Source organism: Mesorhizobium sp. 113-3-3 (assembly GCF_016756495.1).
Classification (GTDB): domain Bacteria; phylum Pseudomonadota; class Alphaproteobacteria; order Rhizobiales; family Rhizobiaceae; genus Mesorhizobium.
Genome location: NZ_AP023243.1, coordinates 3927222 through 3951313, shown reverse-complemented (window position 1 = coordinate 3951313; position 24092 = coordinate 3927222). Strand labels below are relative to the sequence as shown.

Here is a 24092-nt window from a genome sequence, read left to right as displayed (position 1 = left end):
TTCGGCCAGCCGCCGGATCGCATCCGAAATAGACGATTAACCGGCAACGGGGTAGCTTGGCGGACACAGGCCAGCGGGATTGAGGCGGATGACAAGCGGAGGGTTGAAGCGGGCGCATGCTGCCATGCTGCTTGGCCTGCTGCTGTCCGGCGCCACCATCACCGAGCCGCAGGCCGCCTCGCGGGTCTGCCGTCAGTTGGAGGCCGATCTCGCCGCGGCGTCGCGTGGGGGCGGCGGTGGTCCGGCCATGATCCGCAAATACGATGCCGCGATCGACCGGCAGCGCGAACAGATCTCCAAGGCCCGCAGCCAAGCGGACAATGCCGGTTGCGGGTTTTCGCTGTTTTCCCGCAACATCAATCGATGCGCCGGGCTCAACGCCACCATCGACCGCATGAGCGCCAATCTCGACAATCTCCAGGCCAAGCGCGCCCAACTCGCCGGCGGCGGCGGCGGCGGCTCGCGTCGCGACCGCGGCCGCATCCAGGCCGCGCTCGACGCCAATGGCTGCCGGGACGACGCGGTTGCGCCGCGCCGCGCGCCGCTGCAGGAAGCCGACCGTGGAGAAGAAGACGGCAACGCCAACCTGTTCGACCAGCTTTTCGGTGGAGGCGGCCAGCCGAGCGACACGCTTGACCAGCCGGACGATACCGGCGAGGAACGCAATGTCAGCCGCGTCCTGAACCTGCCCGGCATTCCGGACTTTGCGGGCACGGGCGGCGAGTTCCACACCACCTGCGTGCGCACCTGCGACGGCTATTTCTTCCCGATGTCGAATGCCGCCACGGCCGGCGATTTCGAGCGTGACCAGAAGAATTGCGAATCGAGCTGCCCCGGCACCGAAATGCAGGTCTTCTATTCGCGCGGCATGGACGACGATTCGGCCTCGATGACGTCATCGGTCACCGGCAGGCCCTACAGCGAACTGCCGACCGCCTATCTCTACAAGCAGTCCAACATGTCGCGGCCGCCGGCCTGTGGCTGCAATGCCGCGCAGAACTTCCAGATCATTGGCGGCAACCCGCCCCCTCCGCAGCAGTCGCAGCCGGAGACGGACGCGGCACCGGTCGTTCCAATGCCGGCCTCCAAGCCCGATCCGGGCGCCGACCCGGAAACCCTGGCCAACAGGGACGGCGGGCTCGACCGCGAGGCCGTCAAGCGGCTTTCCGCCAAGCCGGTGACGTCGCCCGTATCCGCACTGCCGCCGGAGCAGCGCAAAGTCAGGGTCGTCGGGCCAACGTTCCTTCCCGACCCATCAGCGGCAATAGATCTGCAAGCTCCGGCCCCGAAGGCAGTCCGGTAAGGGCAAGCCTCAGCGGCATGAACAGCCCCTTGCCCTTGCGCCCTGTCGCTTCCCTGATCTTGCCGGTCCATTCCTTCCAGACCGTGCCGTTCCAGGGCTCTTCGGGCAGGACTTCGAAGGCCTGTCCGAGGAAGTCACGGTCATCCTCGGAGAACTCCGGCCTGTCCTGCGGCCCCTCGCGCAGGATGCGCCACCAGCCCACCGCGTCGGCAAGCCGGTCGAGATTGCCGCGCACCGCCAGCCAGAACGGCTCGGCCTGTTCGCCCGAGATGCCCAGCACCATCAGCCTGTCGCGCGCCTCGTCGAACGGCATATGGTGCATCAGCACGCGGTTGAGCACGAACAGTTCGTCCGGGTCGAACTTGGCCGATGATTTCGAGGTCGCTGCCGGGTCGAAATGGCCGGCGAGTTCGGCGAGGTCATGCGCGGCCGCGACATTCTCCGAGGTGCCGACCAGGACGGCGAGCGACGCGACGGCCATCGGCTCGATACCATCCTCGCGCAGGCTTTCGATGGAGAGTGCGCCGGTGCGCTTCGACAGCCCCTCGCCCGAAACGGTGGTCAGGAGATTGTGGTGGCCGAAGACAGGCGGCTCGGCGCCCAGCGCCTTGAACAGCGCGATCTGCACGCCGGTGTTGGTGACATGGTCGTCGCCGCGGATGACATGGCTGACGCCCATCTCGATGTCGTCCACGACGGATGGCAGCGTATAGAGATAGGTGCCGTCCTCGCGCACCAGCACTGGATCCGAGAGCGACGCGAGATCGACCGTCTCCTCGCCGCGCACCAGATCGCTCCAGTGGACCTCGGTGCGCTCCGGCTGCAGCGGATCCCCAGTGAAATTGGGCAGCAGGAAGCGCCAGTGCGGCCGGCGGCCATCGGCCTGGTATTCGGCCACCTGCTCATGGGTCAGTGCCAGGGCCTCGCGGCCATAGACCGGCGGCAGGCCGCGCGTGCGCCGCACCTTGCGTCGCAGATCGAGTTCCTCCGGCGTTTCGTAGCAGGCGTAGAGAACGCCCGCCGACTTCAGCCGCTCGACCGCGGCGTCATAGACCTCGAAGCGCCGCGACTGATATTCGGTGGCATCCGGGAAAATGCCCAGCCAATGCAGGTCGTAGAGGATGGCGTCGGCGAATTCCTGCTTCGAGCGGCCGATGTCGGTATCGTCGAAGCGCTGGATGAAGCGGCCCTTGTTGTTGAGCGCAAACAGCCAGTTGAACAGAGCGGTGCGCGCATTGCCGATATGGATGCGGCCGGTCGGTGACGGGGCGAAACGAACGGTAACTGTCATGAGCGGGGCGTACCGGATGCCTTTGTGATTGACAAGATGCGCCCCCGCACTGGCCGGCACACATAGAACATGATGCGCGCGATGAAAAGACTAAGGCCATGCGAGGCGTATGGTCCTTGTCCGTTCAGAACAGCTGGTTGAAAGCCATCAGCGGCCGAAATCGTCGGAGCTGAGGCGGGTCCAGCGGTCGCCCACCAATCCACCGATGAAGATGTCGCCGGAACGGACCGCTTGCGCGACCTCTGGGATGCGCGAGCGCACCATCGTTCCCCCGGCATAGCGGAAGAAAACATTCTTGTAACTGAAGAGCTGCGGCATGAACCTGCTTTGCGTCTGCCCGATGATGCCTGCGCAGCCCATAGTCCACGCGTCCGCGATCAAGCCATCCAGCGTCGCACCCCAGTGAGGTCCGGAAGACTGGATCTGCAGCAGGTTGGCGATGCCGCCGGCTTGACCGTAGAAAGCGTAGCAACCGAGCATTTTACCAGCTTCGTCGAAAGTCCCGCCGAAATGAAGAGGGCCGTCGGCCCGCTTCTCGGCCGCCAGCGCGAGCAGCCGTGGCAGTTCACCATCCTGCCAGCGCGGCCGAAGGGCGTAATCGGACAGGAGGGTCGGCAGCCGCTCCGCAAACTGCGCGGCATCCATCGGTTGGCGATGGATCCGGTGTGACGAGGAATGCTCGACGGGCGGCTCGAACCTTTTTCTCGCAAAGGCGTCGAATGCCCTGGCGCAAGGATCGAGTGCGAAACGAGGCAGGCCCGGCCATCTGGCGCGCATCGCGGCGGAAGCCACCGCGGCCGGGCGGAAAATGCGGGTCCATCCCAGACAATGCACCGGCAGGAGCTGGTATTTCATCGGGCGTGCGAAGGCCAGGGATACCCGGTTGGCCGAATCGGTCAGGTGCAGATCGAATTCGCCCTGATGCACGGCACGCAGCAATTGCGGTCCGGCCGAGCCGTGATCGGTGCCAGTGTCGGCCATCAGCGGACCGATGATCGCCGCATTCAGAACCGCTCCGTTGAGCTCGTAGCGGGCTTTCAGGACACCGAGGAACCCGCCCAGATCGCCCTGCGGGTTGATCTGGACAAGAGCGTTGCTGGCGCCGGGCTGGCCGGCAGGGTCGAGATAGATCTTCCTCATATACTCGGCCACCTCCACGATGGCGCGATCGTGAAGGCGGCGCCGCCGCCGGCGAAACTTCGTCAGGAAGAGTGCTGCGACGCGCTCGAGATCGTCGGCTGCGAGTGGCCGAACCGTGCCGTGGTGCGCCGCCTGCACCGACGGCGCAGCCACCCTTTCCACACCGGTATCTTCGGAAGCAAGATGCATCGTGAAGCGGAAATCCAGCGCTGACCAATCTGATCGCAGGATATGGGCTTACGCCGCCTGGGTTGCTTTTGCGTAAATATGCGGCAACCAGCGGTAGAAAAGACGTGTTGTGCCCGGGCATCATAAACAACGTCTAAACTGCCGGGATGCCAGGAGCATGCCGCGCAAGTCACTCCAGCTGATAGCACCGGGTGGAGACGGCCTCCGGCCTAAGCTGGAGGCCATCTCAGGTCAGATGACCAGTCCCTTGGTTAGTTCGAGTGCCTGACGCTCGAACAGGCGGCGGTAGATACCGCCCTTCAGCCGGATCAGTTCGTCATGCGAGCCTTCCTCGACAATGTTGCCGCGGTCGAAGACCAGCAGTCTGTCGAGCGCCCGCACCGTCGACAGCCGGTGGGCGATGACCAGTGTGGTGCGGCCGACCATCAGCCGCTCCATCGCCTGCTGGATCAGCACTTCCGATTCCGAATCGAGGCTCGATGTCGCCTCGTCCAGGATCAGGATGCGCGCATCGGCCAGGAAGGCGCGCGCGATCGCCACACGCTGGCGTTCGCCGCCCGACAGTTTGACGCCGCGCTCGCCGACCAGCGTGCCGTAACCCTTCGGCAGGCTGGTGATGAAGTCGTGCGCACTCGCCAGCCTGGCGGCATGCTCGATCTCCTCCTGCGTCGCGTTCGGCCTGGCATAGGCGATGTTTTCGGCCAGCGAGCGATGGAACAGGATCGGCTCTTGCTGGACGATCGCGATCTGCCCGCGCAGCGACGCTTGCGCCACCTGCGAAATGTTCTGGCCGTCGATCAGGATCTTGCCCGCATTGACGTCATAGAGCCGCTGGATGAGCTTGACGAAGGTCGTCTTGCCCGAGCCGGAGTGACCGACGAGCCCGACGCGTTCACCCGGCGCGATATCGACCGAAAAGTCGCGATAGAGCGGCGACCGGTGATTGCCGTAGTGGAAGGTGACCTTGTCGAAGCTGATCGCCCCTTGCGTGATCCGGATCGGCCTGGCGCCGGGCCGGTCCTCGATGCCGAGCGGTTCGGACTGGAAATCGACCAACTCCTCCATGTCGTTGATCGAACGCTGCAAATTGCGGATATGCGTGCCGATATCCCTGAGATAGCCCTGCAGCACGAAGAACGAGGTGAGCACGAAGGCGACATCGCCGGCGCTCGCCTGCCCCCATGACCACAAGAGCAGCGACAGGCCGATGACGGCGGCGCGCATAACCAGCAGCAGCACCCCTTGCGTGGTGCCGTTGATGGTGCCGCGCACCCAGGTGCGCCGCGTGCGCGCCCGCCATTTGGCGACCACCCTGGCGAGGCGGCGCTCTTCACGCTCCTCGGCGCCGAAGCCCTTGACCACGGCGTTGCAGCTCACCGCGTCGGCGAGCGAGCCGCCAAGCCGCGTGTCCCAGGTGTTGGCGAGCCTTGCCGCCGGCGCGACATAGCCAAGCGACAGCAGCGCCGTCACCATGATGAACAGTACCGAGCCCGCGGCGACGACCACGCCCATCAGCGGCCAGAACCAGCCGAGCAGCAGCGTCGAGCCGACGAGCATCACGACCGAAGGCAGCAGCGCGATCAGGATGGTGTCGTTGAGCAGGTCGAGCGCCCACATCCCGCGCGTCACCTTGCGCACGGTAGAGCCGGCAAACGAATTGGCGTGCCAGTCGGTGGAAAAGCGTTGGACGCGATGGAAGGCATCGGCGGCGATGTCGGCCATCATCTTCAGCGTCAGTTCGACAATGCCCATGAACGCCAGGTTGCGCAGCACCACGCCGGTCAGGGCAAGCGCCATGAGGATGAAGAACGCCGTCATCGCGGCATTCCAGGCAATGGCGTCCGCACCGGCGCTGCTGGCGACGGCGTCGACCAGCCGGCCTGAATAGAGCGGCGTCAGAACGTCGGCCAGTGTCGACAGCAGGAAACCACCCATGATCAGCGAAAGCCGCCAGGGCTGGCGCCGCCAATGGGTGAGCGTGAAACCAAGAACGCTGCGAAAGGCGCTCGCGCGCAAAACGATCTTGAAACGAGCCATGATGTCATTCGGGCGCAAACGAGCCCGATCCCAGTAAGGTCGAAAATTGAAGAAGCCGCGCAAGGGGCCAATGAGTGCCCAGAAGCGGAATGGCATATTTTGGCGTCACGCCCGTAGTCGGGCGGCGACCGGCATCGGCATAAGCCTGTGCTCAATCCGGCTCCGGCGCAAAGGACGAACCTTCGCGGAGCGCCGGTAGAGACCTAGGCTTCGCGGCCTCGCATTACCATTTCAAATACTGCCATTCGGACCTCCCGCAAATGAATCGCGGAGCGGTCCTTATAGAGACGCTCCGATGCATCGCCAAGACAAGCCTTGCCCAAAAGCGTATCTGGTCCAACCAGTGCGATGATTTTGCAACAACGGCGATGACGGCTTCCGCCGCGTCCCAGTCACTGTGGCGTGCGGTCCAGGCGCATGTATCGGCCGTCCGTCGATGCCTTGAAGCCCAGCTTTTCGTAGACCCCATGCGCATCACCGGTCGACAGGCTCCAATGCGAGACCGTGCCGAGCTCGGGATGATCGATGAGTGCCTGCACCAGCCGCTGGCCAATGCCCTGCCCGCGGTACTCAGGCCAGATGATGATGTCGGCGAGATAGGCAAAGACCGCGCGGTCGGTGATCGCCCTGCCGAAACCAACCTGTTTGCCATCCATATAGGCGGCGGCGCAGAACGAATTGGCAAAGGCCCGGCGATGAAACGCATCGCTGCGCCCAGCGCCCCAATAGCTCGCCATCAAAAGGTCTGAGGTCGCGCGAAAATCGATCCGCGCGAGGTCGAAGCTGATCTCGCAGTCCGGCATGCTGTATCCCCACCCCGTGTTTTCGCGTGTTTGCGCCAACGGACGAACGCTTATCCACGATCCCTGAAGCGGTTGGTGATGGGATAGCGGCGGTCGCGGCCGAAATTCTTGCGGGTGATCTTCACCCCCGGTGCCGCCTGCCGGCGCTTGTATTCGGCGATGTAGAGCAGATGCTCGACGCGCGTCACCGTCGCCCGGTCATGGCCGCGCGCAACGATGTCGTCGACGCCCATCTCGTTCTCGACCAGGCATTCGAGGATATCGTCCAGCACCGGATAGGGCGGCAGCGAATCCTGGTCCGTCTGGTTCTCGCGCAACTCCGCCGACGGCGCCTTGTCGATGATGTTCTTCGGGATGACCTCGCCCGACGGCCCGAGCGCGCCCGGCGGCACATGGCTGTTGCGCCAGCGCGACAACGCATAGACCTGCATCTTGTAGAGGTCCTTGATCGGGTTGAAGCCGCCATTCATGTCGCCATAGAGCGTCGCATAGCCGACCGACATCTCGCTCTTGTTGCCGGTCGTGACCACCATCGAGCCGAACTTGTTGGAGATCGCCATCAGGATGGTGCCGCGTGCCCGGCTCTGCAGGTTTTCCTCGGTGATGCCTTCCTTGGTGCCTTCGAAGAGCTGCGTCAGTGCATGCAGGAAACCTTCGACCGGCTCGAAGATCGGCACGATGTCATAGCGGCAGCCGAGCGCGCGGGCGCAATCCTCGGCGTCCTTCAGCGAATCCTTCGACGTATAGCGGTAAGGCATCATCACGGCGCGCAGCCGCTCTTCGCCGAGCGCGTCGACGGCAAGGGCGGCACAGATCGCCGAATCGATGCCGCCCGACAGGCCGAGCACGACATTCTTGAAGCCGTTCTTGTTGACGTAGTCGCGCAGGCCCAGCATGCAGGCGCGGTAGTCGGCCTCCTCCCGCTCGGGGATCTTCGACATCGGCCCTTCAGAGCAGACCCAGCCGTCCTCCCCGCGCTTCCATGTGATGACGTCGACCGCTTCCTCGAACTGGCTCATCTGGAAAGCCAATGTCTTGTCGGCGCCGATGGCAAAGGATGCGCCGTCGAAGATCAGTTCATCCTGGCCGCCGAGCTGGTTGGCATAGGTGATCGGCAGGCCGCATTCGATGACCTGGCGAATGACGACCTGGTGGCGGACATCGATCTTGGCGCGATAATATGGCGAGCCGTTGGGCACCAGCAGGATTTCCGCCCCGCTTTCCGCCAGCGATTCGCAAATGCCGACATCGCCCCAGATATCCTCGCAAATCGGAATGCCGATGCGCACGCCACGGAAATTGACAGGTCCCTGGATCTCGGGTCCAGCCTGGAAGACGCGCTTCTCGTCAAACTCGCCATAGTTCGGCAGGTCGAGCTTGTAGCGCTCGGCGATGATCTTGCCGCCATCGGCAACGATGATCGAATTGTGCGTGCCGCTCTTGCGCTTCAGCGGCGTGCCGATGATGAAGCCGGGGCCGCCATCCGATGTATCGGCGGCAAACTCCTGCGCCGCCTTTTCGCAGGCCTTCAGGAAGGCCGGTTTCAGCACCAGATCTTCCGGCGGGTAACCGGCAAGGAAGAGCTCGGTGTAGAGCACGAGATCGGCGCCCTGGCGCGCGGCATCCGCCCTCGCCTCACGGGCTTTGGCGAGGTTGCCGGCGACATCGCCGACGGTCGGGTTGAGTTGGGCGATCGCGATGCGCAGTATGTCGGGCTTCTTGGTCATGCCCGCTGACTTAGCGCGGCAAAATTCGCCTCGCAATGGCGTTCGCTTGGACCAACCCCTGACCGATTGATACAATCAATCGTGTCGGACCGATTGACACGGTCAGTCGTGTCGGATCGCTTAGTCGTCGCCCATATATTCGCGCAGCGACTGCGGAGAATGGTTCTCGCCGATCGACATGGCCAGGATGCGCGAAATGTGCCGGCGCGGCAGCCTCGTGTCCGCCACCCATTGATTGATCTGGGTCTGCATCTTGTCGAGATCCTTCTTCGAAGTCGGGCTTTCGGCAATGTCGAGACCGGCGTCCCGCAATGCCGCCGCCATGTCGCCCGAAATGACGAAGGCATCCCAGCCCAGCCAGCGCAGGAAATACTGGCCTGTATTGCCGCCCAGCCGGCTGCCATGCTTGCCGAGATAGGCCATCAGCCCGACCTGGTCGTCGGCAGGCCAGTTGGCGAGGAATTCACCGAAGCCGCCGTGCTCCTTCGACACCCGTTCGACGAAAGCGGCGTTGTCGCGCACGGATTTGATTTTCTGCGGGTTGCGCACAATGCGCTGATCGGAAGCCAGATCGTGCCAGAAATCGTCAGGCTGGAACAACAGCCGCTTCGGCTCGAAGCGTAGAAATGCCTCCTCGAAACCCGGCCATTTCTGTTCGATGACGCGCCAGACGAAACCGGCGGCAAAGACCCGCTCGGCCATGGTCGAGAGAATGCGATCGTCCGGAATGTCGGCGACCGCGGCATTGTCGGGCACGGGCCCGAGCAGCGTTGCAAGCTCCCCTTCGCCGCCCTTGCGTTTTGCCGCGCGCAGGCGAATTTTCTGGAAATCGGCCATGGCTCCCTCGCTATTGGCGTGAATGTAACACTTCCCGCGAGAGCCGGCAGCCTCTACGTCTATCTCCACTGACGACGGAGACGGCCATGTACAAGACAATCGACGATATGGCGAACCGCTGGCTCAAGCGACGGCCGGACGGCCTCAGCCAGTTGGAAAGCCGGGTGCTGCAATCGGCGCTCGAACGCACCACGATCTCTCGCGACACCAACAAGGCGGTCGCCTTCCACCAGACCTTTGGCGACCGGCTTGCCGATACGATCGCCCGCATCGGCGGCTCCTGGTCCTTCATCCTAGGCTTCATCGCTTTCCTGATCGTCTGGACCGCCGGCAATGTCTGGCTTTTGACGCGCGATGCCTTCGACCCCTACCCGTTCATCTTCCTCAACCTCGTGCTCTCTATGGTCGCCGCCTTGCAGGCGCCGGTGATCATGATGGCGCAGAACCGCCAGACCGAACGCGACCGCATCGACGCCGCCCACGATTACGAGGTCAATCTGAAGGCCGAGATCGAGATCATGGCGCTGCACGAAAAACTCGATGAGCTGCGCCACAGCCAGATCATCGGCATGCGCGAAGAGATCATGCGGCTGGCGGAAGTGGTCAAACGCATCGACGAGAGGCTGGCGCAGCAGCAGTCGGCCTCATGACCGACGCGATCCATCATTTCATCGAACAATATGGGTTGCTTGCCGTCTTTCTCGGCTGTGTCGCCGAAGGCGAAAGTGCCGCCATCCTCGGCGGATTCTTCGCCCACCAGAATGTTTTCGTGCTGTGGCATGCGATTGTGGCGGCGGCGCTCGGCGCCTTCCTCGGCGACACCTGCTTCTTCATCCTGGGCAGAAGTTTCGCCGACAACCGCCATGTCGTCAGGCTGCGCAGGCGCCCAGGATTCGGCCGCGCCTACCGTCTGCTCAATACCCATCCCAACATCTTCGTGCTGTCGAACCGCTATGTCTACGGCATGCGCCTTGTCGGCGGCATCGCCGCAGGCCTGTCGACCATAGCAGCGCCCCGGTTCGTCATTCTCAACGCCATCTCATCGGTGATCTGGGCGGTGCTGTTCAGCACGATCGGTTATGTCTTCGGACTGGGCGCCGAGCATTTCGTCGGCCAGGCGCTGATGCGCCACGAGCGGCTGTTCATCGGGCTCGGCATCGGCCTCACCGTGGCCGTGCTTGCCTGGTTTGTCGCCCGCCACGTCGCCAAGCGGGAGCGTCGTCGGGAGCAGTGATGCAGTCGGTGTCCTGGTCGTTCAGGAGGTCAGATCGGAAAGCCGGTGATCCGCTCGATGAGCGCGATGCCCCAGACGCCGGCGACGATGACAACCGAGATCAGCACCGCCAGCGAGCCGCAGTCCTTGGCCAACTGGATGTCGACATTGAACTCGCGGCTGAAGGCATCGCAAGCCGCCTCGATGCCGGTGTTCAGTACCTCGACCATGATCAGCAGCAGCACCGCCCCGATCAGCAAGGCATAACCACGCCAGGACACCGAAACGAACCACGCCGCGGGCAGAGCGAGCACCAGCAGCATCAGTTCTTGCTGGAAAGCCTTCTCGCTGGCGGCCAGCTTTCGGAACGCCCGCACCGAATTGAAAAAAGCGTCGATCAGCCGCTGCATGCCCAAACCTCTTTCCGGATTACCGGCACGAGATAAAGCAACGGCCCGATCAAGGGAATAAGGTGTCTCGTCCAAAATTCATTCAGCGACCGCTATCGAGGGCGTCGACTTCTCAAACTGCGGCAGCCCGTCGTCGATCGAATAATAGTCGCCCTTGTCGCCGACGAAGATATGACAGTCGCCCTTGAGGCCCGTCGGCTTGTCGAACGCTCCCGCCATGACCGAAATATAGTCTTGCGCCCTTGGCTTCCAGAAAAGCACGGACCCGCATGCCTTGCAGAAACCGCGCCTGGCGAAAGCCGACGCTTCATACCAGGTGATGCTTTCCGCGCCTTCGACCACGATGTCGGCGTCGGCGACATTGGTCGCGGCATAGAAATGCCCGCTTTGCTTCCTGCATTGCGAGCAATGACAGTATACGACGCCGCGCAGCGCTCCCCTTGTCCGGAAGCGGACCGCTCCGCACAGGCATGATCCCTGGTGATTATCGCTCATTTCGGCGCTCCTTGGAGAAACCTCGTCCAGCATCGTTGCCAGGATTCCAGCTTTGCGGTGGTTGCGCGCAAGCAAATGCGACATCGATTGGCGTGACAAAATTCCAAATTCAGTCTCATTTCCATCAGCACAACACGCGGATTTGGAAGTCAAATTCGGCAAACCCGGGTTTTATCCCGCAAGGGTGGTACAAAAATTACGCCACTACAGCCACAGGTAGAGAAAGACCTGTGGAAGTCGTACGAATTAAGGAAACTTTAGCGCCACCGCATTTATGGTCCCATCAAGCGAAGGTCGCGGGTGGGGACGCGTCTCGTCGCAAGATGTTCTGGACTATCGGTCGCGCTCCCCAGCTCGGCGATCAATGGAACCCGCGAAAATTCCGCGCCGGGATCCGAGGGGAAGAGTGGATCAGAGATGCAGCCGGCAGTAGCCACAACCGAACGAAGCACCGACATCGCAGCCACGGTTGTCACGACCATGCGCCAGCTTGGCGTCCTCGGCCTGCCGCGCAACTACGAGATCTTCTACGAGGCATTGAGCGGCACCAATCGCGAGCTCAGTCTCGCCGTCGTGTCGCTTAGCAGCCGGCCGACGCAGGATGAGCTGGATAAGATCGGGCGCGCCTTCTTTGCGCAGAACCACGGCCCGGGCATCGTCGAGCATGCCAGGGACGTCATTGCCAGGGAACTCGAGGAGGTCGCGGCGCTGTTGCGGAGCGAACGCAGCCACATCGAAAAATACGGCAGGATTCTCGACGAGACATCGAACGGCCTGAGCGGCCGCAGCCTGCTCTCCCAGGATCTTCTGCAGAAAATCGCCAACGCCATGGCCGTTGCCACCAATTCCACGATCGATCACGGCAAGCAGATCGCCTCGACGCTCAGCGACAAGACGGCCGAGCTCGAAAGCGTCAAGTCGAAGCTCGAGGAATACAAGCGGCTGGCCGATACGGATCCGTTGACTCAGATCTGGAACCGCCGCGCCTTCGACAAGGAAATCACCCGGATCTATAACAGCAACAAGGGTATCCTGTTCAATGCCTTGATCCTTGCCGACATCGACCGGTTCAAGGATATCAACGATCGCTACGGCCATCCTGTCGGCGACAAGATCATCCAGATCATCGCCGAGATTTTCCAGACCAGCATTCGCGGCGACATGTTCGTCGCCCGCACCGGCGGCGAGGAATTCGCGCTGATCATCGAAGGCGCCAGCGAAGACGCCACCTACGATGTCGCCGAGCGCATTCGCGCCCTGATCGAGCAGACGCCGTTCACCAGCAGCCAGACCGGCATGAATTACGGCACCGTGACCGTCTCGATGGGCATCTGCATGGCATCCGAGGCCGAAGGCCCTGAGGATCTCTACACCAAGGCCGACCGAGCGCTCTACCGTTCGAAAGTGAGTGGCCGCAACCGCGTCACCAAGCATTCGACGATGGCCGGCCGCGCCGGCAAGAGCTGGCTGCTCTACAAGAAGGACTGACGCTGGTCGCCGTTCACCGGCAATGCAAGCCAATTTCCAATTGGATGGCAATGCCCGACTGGGTGCCGTCTCGATCAGATATTGACACGGGCCTAATCAGACATAGGCGAAGCCGGCCGCGATCACGCCCACGGCGCCTAGCGCCAGCGAGCCGATCCACGGCCAGCGCCTGCCACGGGTGATGATGGAGAGCGTCGCGACGGCGATCGAGATGTGCAAGAGCGTCACCGCAAACGTAAGGGCATGGTGACGGTGTTCGCGCACGTCGCTATCGCGCAGCTTTTCATCGACCTGCTTTTCAAATTCGGTCGCCTTGGCCTGGATGTCCGCGCCATCGGCCTCATTGCGCTTCGCGGCTGCCTGGAATTGGTCGGTTCCGTGGCCACCCATCGCCGCCGCGATCTCATAGCTGTTCTTCTTGATGCTCTTTGCCTCGAAGAAACTCCACTGATCGCTGGCCTTGTTCTGGAGATAGGCCGCCTCGCTCTTGTCGTTGATCGCCTCCGCGGTTTCGAGCGACTCGAAGCTGCCGACCGTCGCGGCGAGAACCGCCAGCACAGCTATGGTGACGGAGACAGTGATCAGAAAGGGATTTCCCTCATGCGCGGCATGTTCGGCATGCTCGGCGTTCTCGAGGTGCTCCTGGGTAGCGTCTTCCATTGCCATTCGTCGAATCCTGGCCCGCGATGATTGGGTTCGGCCGCGAACCTTCACCTCAATCTTGGTTTTGCAGAGGTCGCGTCAGCATAAATTTTCGTAAGGTTTGACGTGACGACCGTCTGGACAACATCCTGCTGGAACAAGAAAAGGCGCCGGATTTCTCGGGCGCCTTCGCATGCTGGTCGATTTGGGAGCGGCAGGTTCAGCCGTTGGCGACCTGCTTGTGCGGCACGGGGTGGCTTTTCTTCAGCAGATCCGACACCAGGAAGGCCAGTTCGATCGCCTGGTCGGCATTGAGGCGCGGGTCGCAATGCGTGTGGTAGCGATCCTGCAATTCCTCCGCCGTGATGGCGCGGGCGCCGCCCGTGCATTCGGTGACGTTCTTGCCGGTCATCTCGACATGGATGCCGCCCGGATGCGTGCCTTCGGCGCGGTGCACCTCGAAGAAGGTCTGCACCTCCTTCAGGATGCGGTCGAACGGCCGTGTCTTGTAGCCGGCGGCCTCGATCGTGTTGCCATGCATCGGGTCCGACGACCAGACGACGCTGCGGCCTTCCTTCTGCACCGCGCGCACCAGCTTCGGCAGATGGTCGGCGACCTTGTCGGAGCCAAAGCGGGCGATCAGCGTCAGCCGGCCGGGCTCGTTCTCGGGGTTGAGCAGGTCGATCAGTTCCAGCAAGCCGTCAGCAGTCAGCGACGGGCCGCATTTCAGGCCGAGCGGGTTCTTGATGCCGCGGCAATATTCGACATGGGCATGGTCGGGCTGGCGCGTTCGGTCGCCGATCCAGATCATGTGGCCTGACGTGGCATACCAGTCGCCCGAGGTCGAATCGACGCGGGTCAGCGCTTCCTCGTAGCCGAGCAGCAGCGCCTCGTGGCTGGTGTAGAAATCGGTCTCGCGCAGCGCGTAATTGGTCTCCGAGGTGATGCCGACAGCCTTCATGAAGTCCATCGTCTCGGTGATGCGGTTGGCGAGCGACTCGTACTTTTCGCCCTGCGGGCTGTCGGAGACGAAGCCGAGCATCCAGCGATGCACATTCTCCAGGCTGGCATAGCCGCCCTGCGCGAAGGCGCGCAGAAGATTGAGCGTCGCCGCCGACTGGCGGTAGGCCATTTCCTGGCGGGCGGGATCAGGAATGCGCGACTTCTGGTCGAACTCGATGCCGTTGATGATGTCGCCGCGATAGCTCGGCAGCGTCACATCACCCTTGGTCTCGTTGTCGGACGAGCGCGGCTTGGCGAACTGGCCGGCAACGCGGCCAACCTTCACCACCGGCTGTGCGCCGGCGAAGGTCAGCACGACCGACATCTGCAGGAAGACGCGGAAGAAGTCGCGGATGTTGTCGGCGCCATGTTCGGCAAAGCTTTCGGCGCAGTCGCCGCCCTGGAGCAGGAAAGCGTCGCCGTTTGCGACCGCCGCGAGCTGCTTCTTCAGCTTGCGCGCTTCGCCGGCAAAGACCAGCGGCGGATAGGTGGCGAGTTGGGCTTCGGTGTTCTTCAGCGCGGCAAGGTCCGGATAGGCAGGAACCTGCTTTATCGGCTTTGCTCTCCACGAATTCGGCGACCATTTCGTCATCGCTGCACCCAACACTCTTTCCGGCGAGCACCCTCGCCCGCCATTTCCGCCCCTATATGGGTTGGCGGCTCCATACACGAAGCCGATTTCCTATTCTAGACTGGAATTTCAGCGCTGGCGAATGGGTCGGGTGGGCTACGCCGCCTTCTCCACCAGCCGCGCGAGCTGCGTCATGACCACGGCCGAGCCAGCCAGCCGTTTCTCGGCTGTCGGCCAGTCGCGAGTGAAGACGACGCTGTGATCCGGCCGGATCTTGGCCAGCGAGCCCTGTTCGCCGATGAACTTGACCAGGCCGACCGGGTTGGAGAATTCGCGCTTGCGGAAATGGATGACGACGCCTTTCGGCCCGGCGTCGAGCTTCTCGACATTGGCCTTGCGGCAGAGCGCCTTGATGAAGACGATCTTCAGGAGATGCTTGACCTCGTCCGGCAGCGGGCCGAAACGGTCGATCAGCTCGGCGCCGAAAGCGTCGATCTCCTCGGTGTTCTCGAGGTCGCCGAGGCGGCGGTAGAGCGCCAGCCGGAGCTGCAGGTCCGGCACATAGCTTTCCGGGATCATTACCGCCGTGCCGACGGCGATCTGCGGCGACCAGCCGCCATCCTGGACCTCGCCGGAATCCTTCACTTCGGCCACCGCCTCCTCCAGCATCTGCTGGTAGAGCTCGAAGCCGACCTCCTTGATATGGCCGGACTGCTCTTCGCCCAGGAGATTGCCGGCGCCACGGATGTCGAGATCATGGCTGGCGAGCTGGAAGCCCGCGCCCAGCGTGTCGAGCGATTGCAGCACCTTCAGCCGCCGCTCGGCGGTGTCGGTGAGCTTGCGGTTGGCCGGCAGCGTGAACAGCGCATAGGCGCGCACCTTGGAGCGGCCGACGCGGCCGCGCAGCTGGTAGAGCTGCGACAGGCCGAACATGTCGGCGCGATGGATGATCAGCGTGTTGGCGGTCGGAATGTCCAGGCCGGATTCGACGATGGTGGTCGACAAAAGCACATCATACTGGCCGTCATAGAAGGCATTCATGATGTCGTCGAGTTCGCCGGGCGGCATCTGGCCATGGGCAACCGCTACCTTTAACTCCGGGACGGATTCCTTCAGAAAATCATGGATTTCGGCGAGATCGCTGATGCGCGGAACCACATAGAAGGAGTGGCCCCCACGGTAGCGCTCGCGCAGCAGCGTCTCGCGAATGACCAGCGGATCGAAGGGCGAGATGAAGGTGCGCACCGCCATGCGGTCGACCGGCGGCGTGGCGATCAGCGAAAGTTCGCGCACCCCGGTCAGCGCCAGCTGCAGCGTGCGCGGGATCGGCGTCGCCGACAGCGTCAGCACGTGGACATCGGTCTTCAGATCCTTCAGCCGCTCCTTGTGCTTGACGCCAAAGTGCTGCTCTTCGTCGATGATCAGCAGGCCGAGATTCTTGAACGAGATCGACGAACCGAGCAGCGCATGGGTGCCGACGACGATGTCGACCTGCCCCTCGGCCAGCGCCTTCTTCGTCTCGGCCAATTCCTTGGCGCCGACCAGCCGCGAGGCCTGGGCGACGCGGATCGGCAGGCCGGAAAAACGCTGCGAAAAGGTCTTGAAGTGCTGGCGCGACAACAGCGTCGTCGGCACCACAACCGCGACCTGGAACCCTTCCATCGCCGCGATGAAGGCGGCGCGCAGTGCCACTTCGGTCTTGCCGAAGCCGACATCGCCGCAGATCAGCCTGTCCATCGGCTTGCCGGCGCCGAGATCGTCGCGCACCGAGTCGATCGCCGTCTGCTGGTCATCGGTCTCCTCATAGGGGAAACGGGCGGCAAACTCGTCATAGAGGCCCTCGGCCGGCACCAGTGCCGGCGCCGCGCGCATCTGCCGTTCGGCGGCGATGCGGATCAATTGCCCGGCCATGTCGAGCAGGCGCCGCTTGAGTTTGGCCTTGCGCGACTGCCAGGCGCCGCCGCCAAGCTTGTCCAGCGTCGCCTCGGCGCTATCCGAGCCGTAGCGCGACAGGAGCTCGATGTTCTCGACCGGCAGGAACAGCCGGTCGTCGCCGGCATAATGGATTTCCAGGCAGTCATGCGGCGCGCCGACCGCCTCGATGGTGCGCAGGCCGATGAAGCGGCCAATGCCATGGTCGGTGTGGACGACGATATCGCCGGCTGAAAGCGCAGAGGCCTCCGCAATAAAGTCGGAGGCGCGCTTCTTGCGCTTGGAACGCCGGATCAGCCGGTCGCCCAGAATGTCCTGTTCGGCAACGACGACCAGTCTTTCGGTCTCGAAGCCGGATTCGAGCGGCAGGACGGCCAATGCCGCCTGCCCCGGCTCGAGTTGTTCGGCTTCGGCCAGCGTCTCGACCTGCTTGAGATTGCCGAGATGATGCTCGGTGAGAATCTGGCCGAGCCGGTCGAGCGAGCCTTCCGTCCAACCGGCGATGACGATGCGGCGGCGCGCCGCGCGCTCGTCGGCGATATGCCTGACGACGACATCGAAGACGTTGACGTTCGGATCGGCGCGCTCCTCGACGAAGCTGCGGCCATGGCGCGAGCCGGCGTGGTAGACCTTTTTCGCGCCGGCATCGGGCGCGTCGAAGGGCGTGAAGTCGATCGCTTCACGCGGCCCGAGCGAGGCGATCAGGTTTTCCGGCGACAGGTAAAGCAGATCCGGCGCCACCGGCTTGTAGGGCACGGCATCTTTCAGCGCAGCGTCGGCCTGCTTTTTTCGCGCCTCGTAATGGTCGAGGATCAGCGTGTGGCGCTCGGCCAGAGCCTCATGCGCCAGATGGTCGAAGATGACGGGCGTGTCCGGCAGATAGTCGAACACCGTCTCCAGCCGCTCATAGAAGAACGGCAGCCAGTGCTCCATGCCGGCGAAGCGCCGGCCTTCGCTGACCGCCGCATAGAGCCCGTCGTCGCGCTGCGGCGCGCCGAAGGTTTCGATATAGGAGCGGCGGAAGCGGCTGATGGTTTCCGGCGTCAGCGCCACTTCGCTCATCGCCTGCAGCGCCATCGACTTGCGCTGGCCTGTCGTGCGCTGAGTGGCGGCGTCGAAGACGCGGATCGATTCCAGCGTATCGCCGAAGAAGTCGAGCCGCAGCGCCTCGGTCCAGCCTGGCGCGAAAAGGTCGAGAATGCCGCCGCGCACCGCGAATTCGCCGATGCCGCGCACCGTCGGCACGCGCTCGAAGCCGGATGTTTCCAGCCGCGCGATCAGCGCATTCATGTCGATCTGGTTGCCGGGCCTGGCATGAAAGGTCTGCGCCTCGACCAGGTCGGCCGGCGGAATGCGCTGCAGCAGGGCATTGGCGGTGGTGAGGATGACGGCACGATGCGGCTTCTTCGCCAGCGCGATCATGGCGGTCAGTGCGTCGAGCCGCTTGGCGGCGGCGTCCGAGCCGGGCGAGACGCGGTCGTAGGGCAGACAGTCCCAGGCCGGCAGTTCCAGCACCGGCAGGCCGGGCGCGGCAAAGGCCAGTGCCTCGATGATAACAGGCAGACGCTGGCCGTCGCGCGCCACGAACAGCACCGGCTTGTCGGGCGCGATCTCGAGCGCGGCCTGCACCAGCGCAAAGGCCTCGTAGCCATCGGCGACACCGTCGACGATGAACTGGCCGGCGCGGCCTTTCGGCAGACCAATGGTGGGAATTAGGCTCATCAAATCACGGTCTTTGTTTGCCGCAATTCCTGTGGGAAAACCGCTTCGCACTTTTCCTGGAATTGCTGTTGGTCAGAAAGTCATGGTCCGGCGGGACGCCAGGATCTTTTGCAGGACAGGACAATCGATATCCGCCGGAATCGGACGCTCACCGGTGATCAGCGGCAGGAATTCGGTGTCGGAAATGTCGAGGAGCCTCTCATATTGGTCGATTTCCTCAGCCGTCAAGGCGCCGATCTCGGCGTCGGCGAAGGTGCCGAGGATGAGATCCATCTCGCGCATGCCGCGATGCCAGGAGCGGAACAACAGCTTGCGGCGGTGAGCGTCCAGCCCCTCGCTTGATCGTTTCGTTCCGGTCATTGTGGCGCATCCTCACTTGCTGCGGCGCATATAGCGTGGATAGAAGGGGCTGTCAGCCTTGCGCTGAGGCCGTCGCGACATAAGCTGACATCATGCGTCCTTCCATCCTCGATCCGCTGTTCGTTCCGATCACTTCGCTTGCCGGCGTCGGGCCGAAGGTCGGCACGCTGATCGAGAAGGTCGTTACGGCCGATCTTGGTGATCGCGCGGCCCGCGCGGGCGACCTTCTGTTCGTGCTGCCGCATACAGTCATCGACCGTCGCAGCCGGCCGGGCATCGCAGGGTCCGCGGAAGGCCAGATCGTTACGCTCGACGTGCGCATTGACCGCCACCAGCCGCCGCCGCGCGGCAACAGATCCGTGCCCTACAGGGTCTATGCCCATGACGATACCGGCGAAATCGGCCTGACCTTCTTCCATGCGCACGCCGCCTATCTCGAAAAGGCAATGCCCGTGGGCGAGCATGTCGTGGTCTCGGGCCGCATGGAATGGTTCAACGGCCGCCCGACCATGGTCCACCCCGACCATATCGCGCTGGCCAGCGAGGCGGAGAACCTGCCGCTGGTCGAACCGGTCTATCCGCTCACCGCGGGCCTCTCGGGCAAGGTGTTGCGCCGGGCGATCGGCCAGGCGCTGGCGCGTCTGCCCGAATTGCCGGAATGGCAGGACGGCGCCTTCATGCGCCGGCACACCTTTCCCACCTTTGCCGACGCCCTTACGCGCATCCACAATCCGGCCGACCCGATCGATGTTTCCGTCGACGGCGCCGCGTGGCGGCGTCTTGCCTATGATGAGTTGCTGGCGGGCCAGGTCTCGCTGGCGCTGGTGCGGGCAAAGATCCGCCGCCTGTCCGGCCGTCCCCTGGTCGGCGACGGCCGCATCGTCGATGATCTGCGTGCGGCCCTTCCCTATTCGCTGACCGCAAGTCAGGAATTCGCGCTGGCCGAAATCAATGCCGACCTTGCCGACCCCGAGCGCATGCTGCGGCTGCTGCAGGGCGATGTCGGCTCGGGCAAGACGGTGGTCGCGCTGCTTGCCATGGCGCGCGCCGTCGAGGCCGGCGGCCAGGCGGCGCTGATGGCGCCGACCGAAATCCTGGCGCGCCAGCACCTGGCAACGATCACGCCTCTGGCCGCCAAGGTCGGGCTGCGCACCGCCATCCTCACCGGCCGCGAAAAAGGCCGCGAACGCACCGAAACACTGGCCGGCCTGGCCAGCGGCGAGATCGACATCGTCGTCGGCACCCACGCCCTGTTCCAGGAGGCGGTGACCTTCCACGATCTGGTGCTGGCAATCATCGACGAGCAGCATCGCTTCGGCGTCCACCAGCGGCTCGCCATCACCGCCAAGGGTGACGCGCCCGACATGCTGGTGATGACGGCCACTCCCATCCCGCGCACGCTGGTTCTGACCGCCTTCGGCGACATGGATGTCTCCAAGCTGACGGAAAAGCCCGCCGGCCGCCAGCCGATCCGCACCGTCACGCTGCCGCTGGAGCGTCTCGACGAACTGGTTGGCCGCATGGAGGATGCCGTCGCCGGCGGCCAGAAAATCTACTGGATCTGCCCGCTGGTCGAGGAATCCGAAGAGATCAAGCTGATGTCGGCCGAGGATCGCTTTGCTTCGCTGAAGCCGCTGTTTGGCGACCGCATCGGCCTCGTCCACGGCCGTATGAAAGGTGCGGAGAAGGACGAGGCGATGCGCGCCTTCAAGGAGGGCGAGACCCGTATCCTGATCGCAACCACGGTCATCGAGGTCGGCGTCGATGTTCCCGATGCCACAGTCATGGTCATCGAGCATGCCGAGCGCTTCGGCCTCGCACAACTGCACCAGTTGCGCGGCCGCGTCGGGCGCGGCGACAAGCCCTCCTCCTGCGTGCTGCTCTACAAGGATCCGCTCGGCGAGACGGCAAAGCGCCGGCTGTCGGTGATGCGCGAGACCGAAGACGGCTTTTTGATCGCCGAGGAAGACCTCAAACTGCGCGGCGAAGGCGAGCTTCTCGGCACCCGCCAGTCCGGCACGCCGGGCTTCCAGGTAGCGCGCATCGAGGCGCATGCCGATCTCCTGGAGGCTGCCCGCGACGATGCCAGGCTGATCCTGTCACACGACCCGGAACTGCAATCCGACCGCGGCGAGGCGCTGCGCCTGCTGCTTTATTTGTTCGGTCGCGACGAGGCCGTGCGGCTCCTGCGCGCCGGATGAGGCCCTAGCGGCGGATTGGCGACCGTTCCGTTGATCGGTTCGCCATTCAGCGTCACCATCTTGCTTTTCACTTCCGGCGCCACCAGCCCGGCCGAGACGATCAGCTTGGCGCCGTCCTCGATCGTCATGTCGAGCAGCACGATGTCCGACTTCAGCACATACATCAGGAACCCGGTCGTCGGGTTCGGCGTGCATGGCATGAACACGGCGATCAGCGGATCACCTTCCTGGTCGAGCTTCTCATTGATCTCGGTTTCTTTCTCGCTGGCGACGAAAACCAGCGACCACACGCCCTTGCGCGGATATTCGACCAGCCCTACCTGGCGGAACATGTCGCCCTTGTTCGACAGCACAGTCTCGAAAATCTGCTTCAGCGAGCCGTAGATGCCGCGCACCAGCGGCATGCGGCCAAGCAGGCGTTCGCCGAAACCGACAATGGCGCGGCCGACAATGTTTGCGGTGAGGAAACCGATCAACGTGATCAGGATCAGCGCGACGATCAGCCCGAAGCCCGGAACCGGAAACGGCAGGTAGGTGTCGGGGTTGTAACGCGCCGGAATATAGGGCTTCACCCAGGAATCGACCCAGCCGATGAACGACCAGGCGATATAGGCTGTGATCGCCAGTGGCGCGCAGACGACGAAGCCCGTGAGGAAATAGTTCCTCAGCCGGGTCATGCCGGAGGTCTTGGGAGCATCGGACATGGTTCACCGGGGGCGCGGGTTGCAGCGCAACATTAGTGAACCGGAACGCCGTTTGGAACTGCGAAGTTTTTAAAGAGCGGCTGTTTGGGGCCTACTCCACCGTGACCGATTTCGCCAGGTTGCGCGGCTGGTCGACGTCGGTGCCCATGAACACGGCGGCGAAATAGGCCAGCATCTGGATCGGCAGTGCATAGATGATCGGCGAAATGATTTCCGGCACGTCCGGCAGGATGATCGTCTCCATCGTCTTCACGCTCGAGTGCGCTGCGCCCTTGGCGTCGGTGATCAGGATGATCTTGCCGCCGCGCGCGGCCACTTCCTGCATGTTCGACACGGTCTTCTCGAAAATCCGGTCATGCGGCGCAATGACGATGACCGGCATGTTCTCGTCGATCAGCGCGATCGGCCCGTGCTTCAATTCGCCCGCCGCATAGCCCTCGGCGTGGATATAGGAGATTTCCTTGAGCTTTAGCGCGCCTTCCATGGCCAGCGGGAAATTGGTGTCGCGGCCGAGATAGAGCACGTCCTTGTAGCGCGACAGCTCGCGCGCGATGCGCTCGATCTGCTCTTCGAGCTTGAGCACCTGGTTGGCATAGCGCGGCGCTTCCGAAAGCGCGCGCACCAAGGTCTTCTCCTGCTCCTTCGAAATCGTGCCGCGCGCCACGCCGGCGCGCACCGCAAGCGAGGCCAGCACCGAGAGCTGGCAAGTGAAAGCCTTGGTCGAGGCGACGCCGATCTCAGGCCCGGCCAATGTCGGCAGCACCACGTCGGATTCGCGCGCCATCGTCGATTCCCGCACATTGACGACGGCGCCGATCTTCATGCCGGCCTTGCGGCAGTAGCGCAGCGAGGCCAGCGTGTCGGCGGTCTCGCCCGATTGCGAGATGAAGAAGGCGGCATCATTGGCCGACAGCGGCATCTCGCGGTAGCGGAACTCCGAGGCGACATCGATGTCGACCGGCAGCCGCGCATAGCGCTCGAACCAGTATTTGCCGATCAGCCCGGCGAGATAGGCGGTGCCGCAGGCGGAAATCGCCAGCCGGCCGATCTTGGCGAAATCGAACGGCAGGTCGAGCGGCTTGGAGACGCCGGAGACGAAATCGACGTAATGGGCGAGCGTGTGGGAGATCACCTCGGGCTGCTCATGGATTTCCTTTTCCATGAAATGGCGGCGGTTGCCCTTGTCGACCATGAAGGAGGTCGACAGCGACTGCTGACGCTTGCGCTCGACCTCCTTGCCGTCGATGTCGAAGATCGTGACGCCGTCGTGGCGGACCACCGCCCAGTCGCCGTCTTCAAGATAAGTGATCGAATTGGTGAACGGGGCCAGCGCGATGGCGTCGGAACCCAAGAACATCTCGCCGTCGCCATGGCCGACGGCCAGCGGCGGGCCGTTGCGGGCGCCGACGATCAGGTCTTCGTCGCCCTTGAACATGATGGCCAACGCAAAGGCGCCTTGCAGCCGCTTCAGCGCCTGGTGCGCGGCTTCGACCGGCTTCAGCCCCTTGGCCAACTCGCGCGCCACCAGATGCGCCACGACCTCGGTGTCGGTCTGCGAGGAGAAGGAATAGCCGTCACGGACCAGCTCGTCGCGCAGTTCGGCAAAGTTCTCGATAATGCCGTTGTGGACGATGGCGACGCCATCGGAAAAATGCGGATGCGCATTCGTCTCATTGGGCACGCCGTGCGTGGCCCAGCGCGTGTGGCCGATGCCGATCGTGCCGTCGAGCGGCTCCTCCTTGAGCCGGCGTTCGAGGTTGATCAGCTTGCCCTCGGCGCGGCGGCGGGCGAGCTGACCGCGCTCGATTGTGGCGACGCCAGCCGAGTCATAGCCACGATATTCGAGCCGCTTCAGCGCATCGACAATGAGCGGCGCAACCTGCGAGTGGCCGACGATTCCAACGATACCGCACATGCAGATAGCCCCCGATTCCCCACGGAAAACCAGCGATACTTAGGGATGGCCGGCCTGCCGCGAAAGTCACATTGCATTTCGTCCGGTGTAAAGGACGTTTTTCAACGCAT

At 63.5% G+C, this 24092-nt stretch carries 19 protein-coding genes; 5 read left to right on the top strand and 14 right to left on the bottom strand.

Going from position 1 to position 24092, the window contains the following annotated elements:
- The first annotated feature begins 88 nt into the window (after positions 1 to 88).
- Positions 89 to 1303, top strand: coding sequence for a DUF2865 domain-containing protein (locus JG746_RS19165; protein WP_202354224.1), 1215 nt, complete (start codon positions 89 to 91; stop codon positions 1301 to 1303).
- On the opposite strand, the gene JG746_RS19160 is transcribed toward JG746_RS19165, so the two are convergent.
- The 6 genes from JG746_RS19160 to JG746_RS19135 all read right to left on the bottom strand — a co-directional run bounded on the left by JG746_RS19160 (position 1221) and on the right by JG746_RS19135 (position 9327).
- Complete coding sequence (locus tag JG746_RS19160; protein WP_202354223.1) at positions 1221 to 2594, bottom strand: glutamate--tRNA ligase; 1374 nt, start codon at positions 2592 to 2594, stop codon at positions 1221 to 1223. The genes JG746_RS19165 and JG746_RS19160 overlap by 83 nt on opposite strands.
- Before the next feature lie 147 nt (positions 2595 to 2741).
- The gene (locus JG746_RS19155; protein WP_202354222.1) at positions 2742 to 3923 is read right to left on the bottom strand and encodes a hypothetical protein; all 1182 of its coding nucleotides are present in this window, start codon (positions 3921 to 3923) and stop codon (positions 2742 to 2744) included.
- Positions 3924 to 4154: 231 nt separating this feature from the next.
- Positions 4155 to 5960, bottom strand: coding sequence for an ABC transporter ATP-binding protein (locus JG746_RS19150; protein ID WP_202354221.1), 1806 nt, complete (start codon positions 5958 to 5960; stop codon positions 4155 to 4157).
- Positions 5961 to 6352: 392 nt separating this feature from the next.
- A complete protein-coding gene (locus tag JG746_RS19145; protein ID WP_202354220.1) occupies positions 6353 to 6763 on the bottom strand; it encodes a GNAT family N-acetyltransferase in 411 nt (136 codons plus the stop codon).
- 50 nt (positions 6764 to 6813) lie between these two features.
- Entirely contained in the window at positions 6814 to 8490 is a 1677-nt protein-coding gene (locus JG746_RS19140; protein ID WP_202354219.1) for an NAD+ synthase, read from the bottom strand.
- Positions 8491 to 8610: 120 nt separating this feature from the next.
- Positions 8611 to 9327: a DNA-3-methyladenine glycosylase I gene (locus tag JG746_RS19135; protein ID WP_202354218.1), complete on the bottom strand. Its 717-nt coding sequence runs from the start codon at positions 9325 to 9327 to the stop codon at positions 8611 to 8613.
- A gap of 86 nt (positions 9328 to 9413) precedes the next feature.
- Between JG746_RS19135 and JG746_RS19130 the strand changes: the two genes are divergently transcribed.
- Positions 9414 to 9977 (top strand): DUF1003 domain-containing protein, encoded by a 564-nt coding sequence (locus JG746_RS19130; RefSeq protein ID WP_202354217.1) that lies wholly within the window; start codon positions 9414 to 9416, stop codon positions 9975 to 9977.
- The gene (locus JG746_RS19125; RefSeq protein WP_202354216.1) at positions 9974 to 10561 is read left to right on the top strand and encodes a DedA family protein; all 588 of its coding nucleotides are present in this window, start codon (positions 9974 to 9976) and stop codon (positions 10559 to 10561) included. Before JG746_RS19130 ends, JG746_RS19125 begins: the two co-directional genes overlap by 4 nt.
- Before the next feature lie 29 nt (positions 10562 to 10590).
- Here JG746_RS19125 and JG746_RS19120 read toward each other — a convergent pair whose 3' ends face one another.
- Both JG746_RS19120 and JG746_RS19115 read right to left on the bottom strand, forming a co-directional pair.
- Entirely contained in the window at positions 10591 to 10950 is a 360-nt protein-coding gene (locus tag JG746_RS19120; protein WP_010909685.1) for a diacylglycerol kinase, read from the bottom strand.
- Between the two features lie 78 nt (positions 10951 to 11028).
- The gene (locus JG746_RS19115) at positions 11029 to 11445 is read right to left on the bottom strand and encodes a GFA family protein (protein WP_202354215.1); all 417 of its coding nucleotides are present in this window, start codon (positions 11443 to 11445) and stop codon (positions 11029 to 11031) included.
- Positions 11446 to 11862: 417 nt separating this feature from the next.
- Here JG746_RS19115 and JG746_RS19110 point away from each other — a divergent pair, with 417 nt between their 5' ends.
- Positions 11863 to 12933 (top strand): GGDEF domain-containing protein, encoded by a 1071-nt coding sequence (locus JG746_RS19110; RefSeq protein ID WP_202354214.1) that lies wholly within the window; start codon positions 11863 to 11865, stop codon positions 12931 to 12933.
- 96 nt (positions 12934 to 13029) lie between these two features.
- Here JG746_RS19110 and JG746_RS19105 read toward each other — a convergent pair whose 3' ends face one another.
- The 4 genes from JG746_RS19105 to JG746_RS19090 all read right to left on the bottom strand — a co-directional run bounded on the left by JG746_RS19105 (position 13030) and on the right by JG746_RS19090 (position 19162).
- Positions 13030 to 13599: a DUF4337 family protein gene (locus JG746_RS19105; protein WP_244730332.1), complete on the bottom strand. Its 570-nt coding sequence runs from the start codon at positions 13597 to 13599 to the stop codon at positions 13030 to 13032.
- 196 nt (positions 13600 to 13795) lie between these two features.
- Positions 13796 to 15169 carry a class II 3-deoxy-7-phosphoheptulonate synthase gene (locus JG746_RS19100; protein WP_202354213.1) on the bottom strand — a complete coding sequence of 458 codons (1374 nt, stop codon included), beginning with the start codon at positions 15167 to 15169 and terminating at the stop codon, positions 13796 to 13798.
- A gap of 135 nt (positions 15170 to 15304) precedes the next feature.
- Positions 15305 to 18802, bottom strand: coding sequence for a transcription-repair coupling factor (mfd, locus tag JG746_RS19095; RefSeq protein ID WP_202354212.1), 3498 nt, complete (start codon positions 18800 to 18802; stop codon positions 15305 to 15307).
- Positions 18803 to 18874: 72 nt separating this feature from the next.
- Complete coding sequence (locus JG746_RS19090) at positions 18875 to 19162, bottom strand: succinate dehydrogenase assembly factor 2 (RefSeq protein WP_202354211.1); 288 nt, start codon at positions 19160 to 19162, stop codon at positions 18875 to 18877.
- A gap of 92 nt (positions 19163 to 19254) precedes the next feature.
- Here JG746_RS19090 and recG point away from each other — a divergent pair, with 92 nt between their 5' ends.
- Complete coding sequence (gene recG, locus JG746_RS19085) at positions 19255 to 21363, top strand: ATP-dependent DNA helicase RecG (RefSeq protein ID WP_202354210.1); 2109 nt, start codon at positions 19255 to 19257, stop codon at positions 21361 to 21363.
- Here the strand turns inward: recG and JG746_RS19080 are convergent.
- Together JG746_RS19080 and glmS are read right to left on the bottom strand one after the other, a co-directional pair.
- Entirely contained in the window at positions 21315 to 22067 is a 753-nt protein-coding gene (locus tag JG746_RS19080) for a DUF502 domain-containing protein (RefSeq protein ID WP_202354209.1), read from the bottom strand. The two genes, recG and JG746_RS19080, sit on opposite strands and share 49 nt — an antisense overlap.
- Positions 22068 to 22158: 91 nt before the next feature.
- Positions 22159 to 23982, bottom strand: coding sequence for a glutamine--fructose-6-phosphate transaminase (isomerizing) (gene glmS, locus JG746_RS19075; protein WP_202354208.1), 1824 nt, complete (start codon positions 23980 to 23982; stop codon positions 22159 to 22161).
- Between the last annotated feature and the right edge of the window lie 110 nt (positions 23983 to 24092).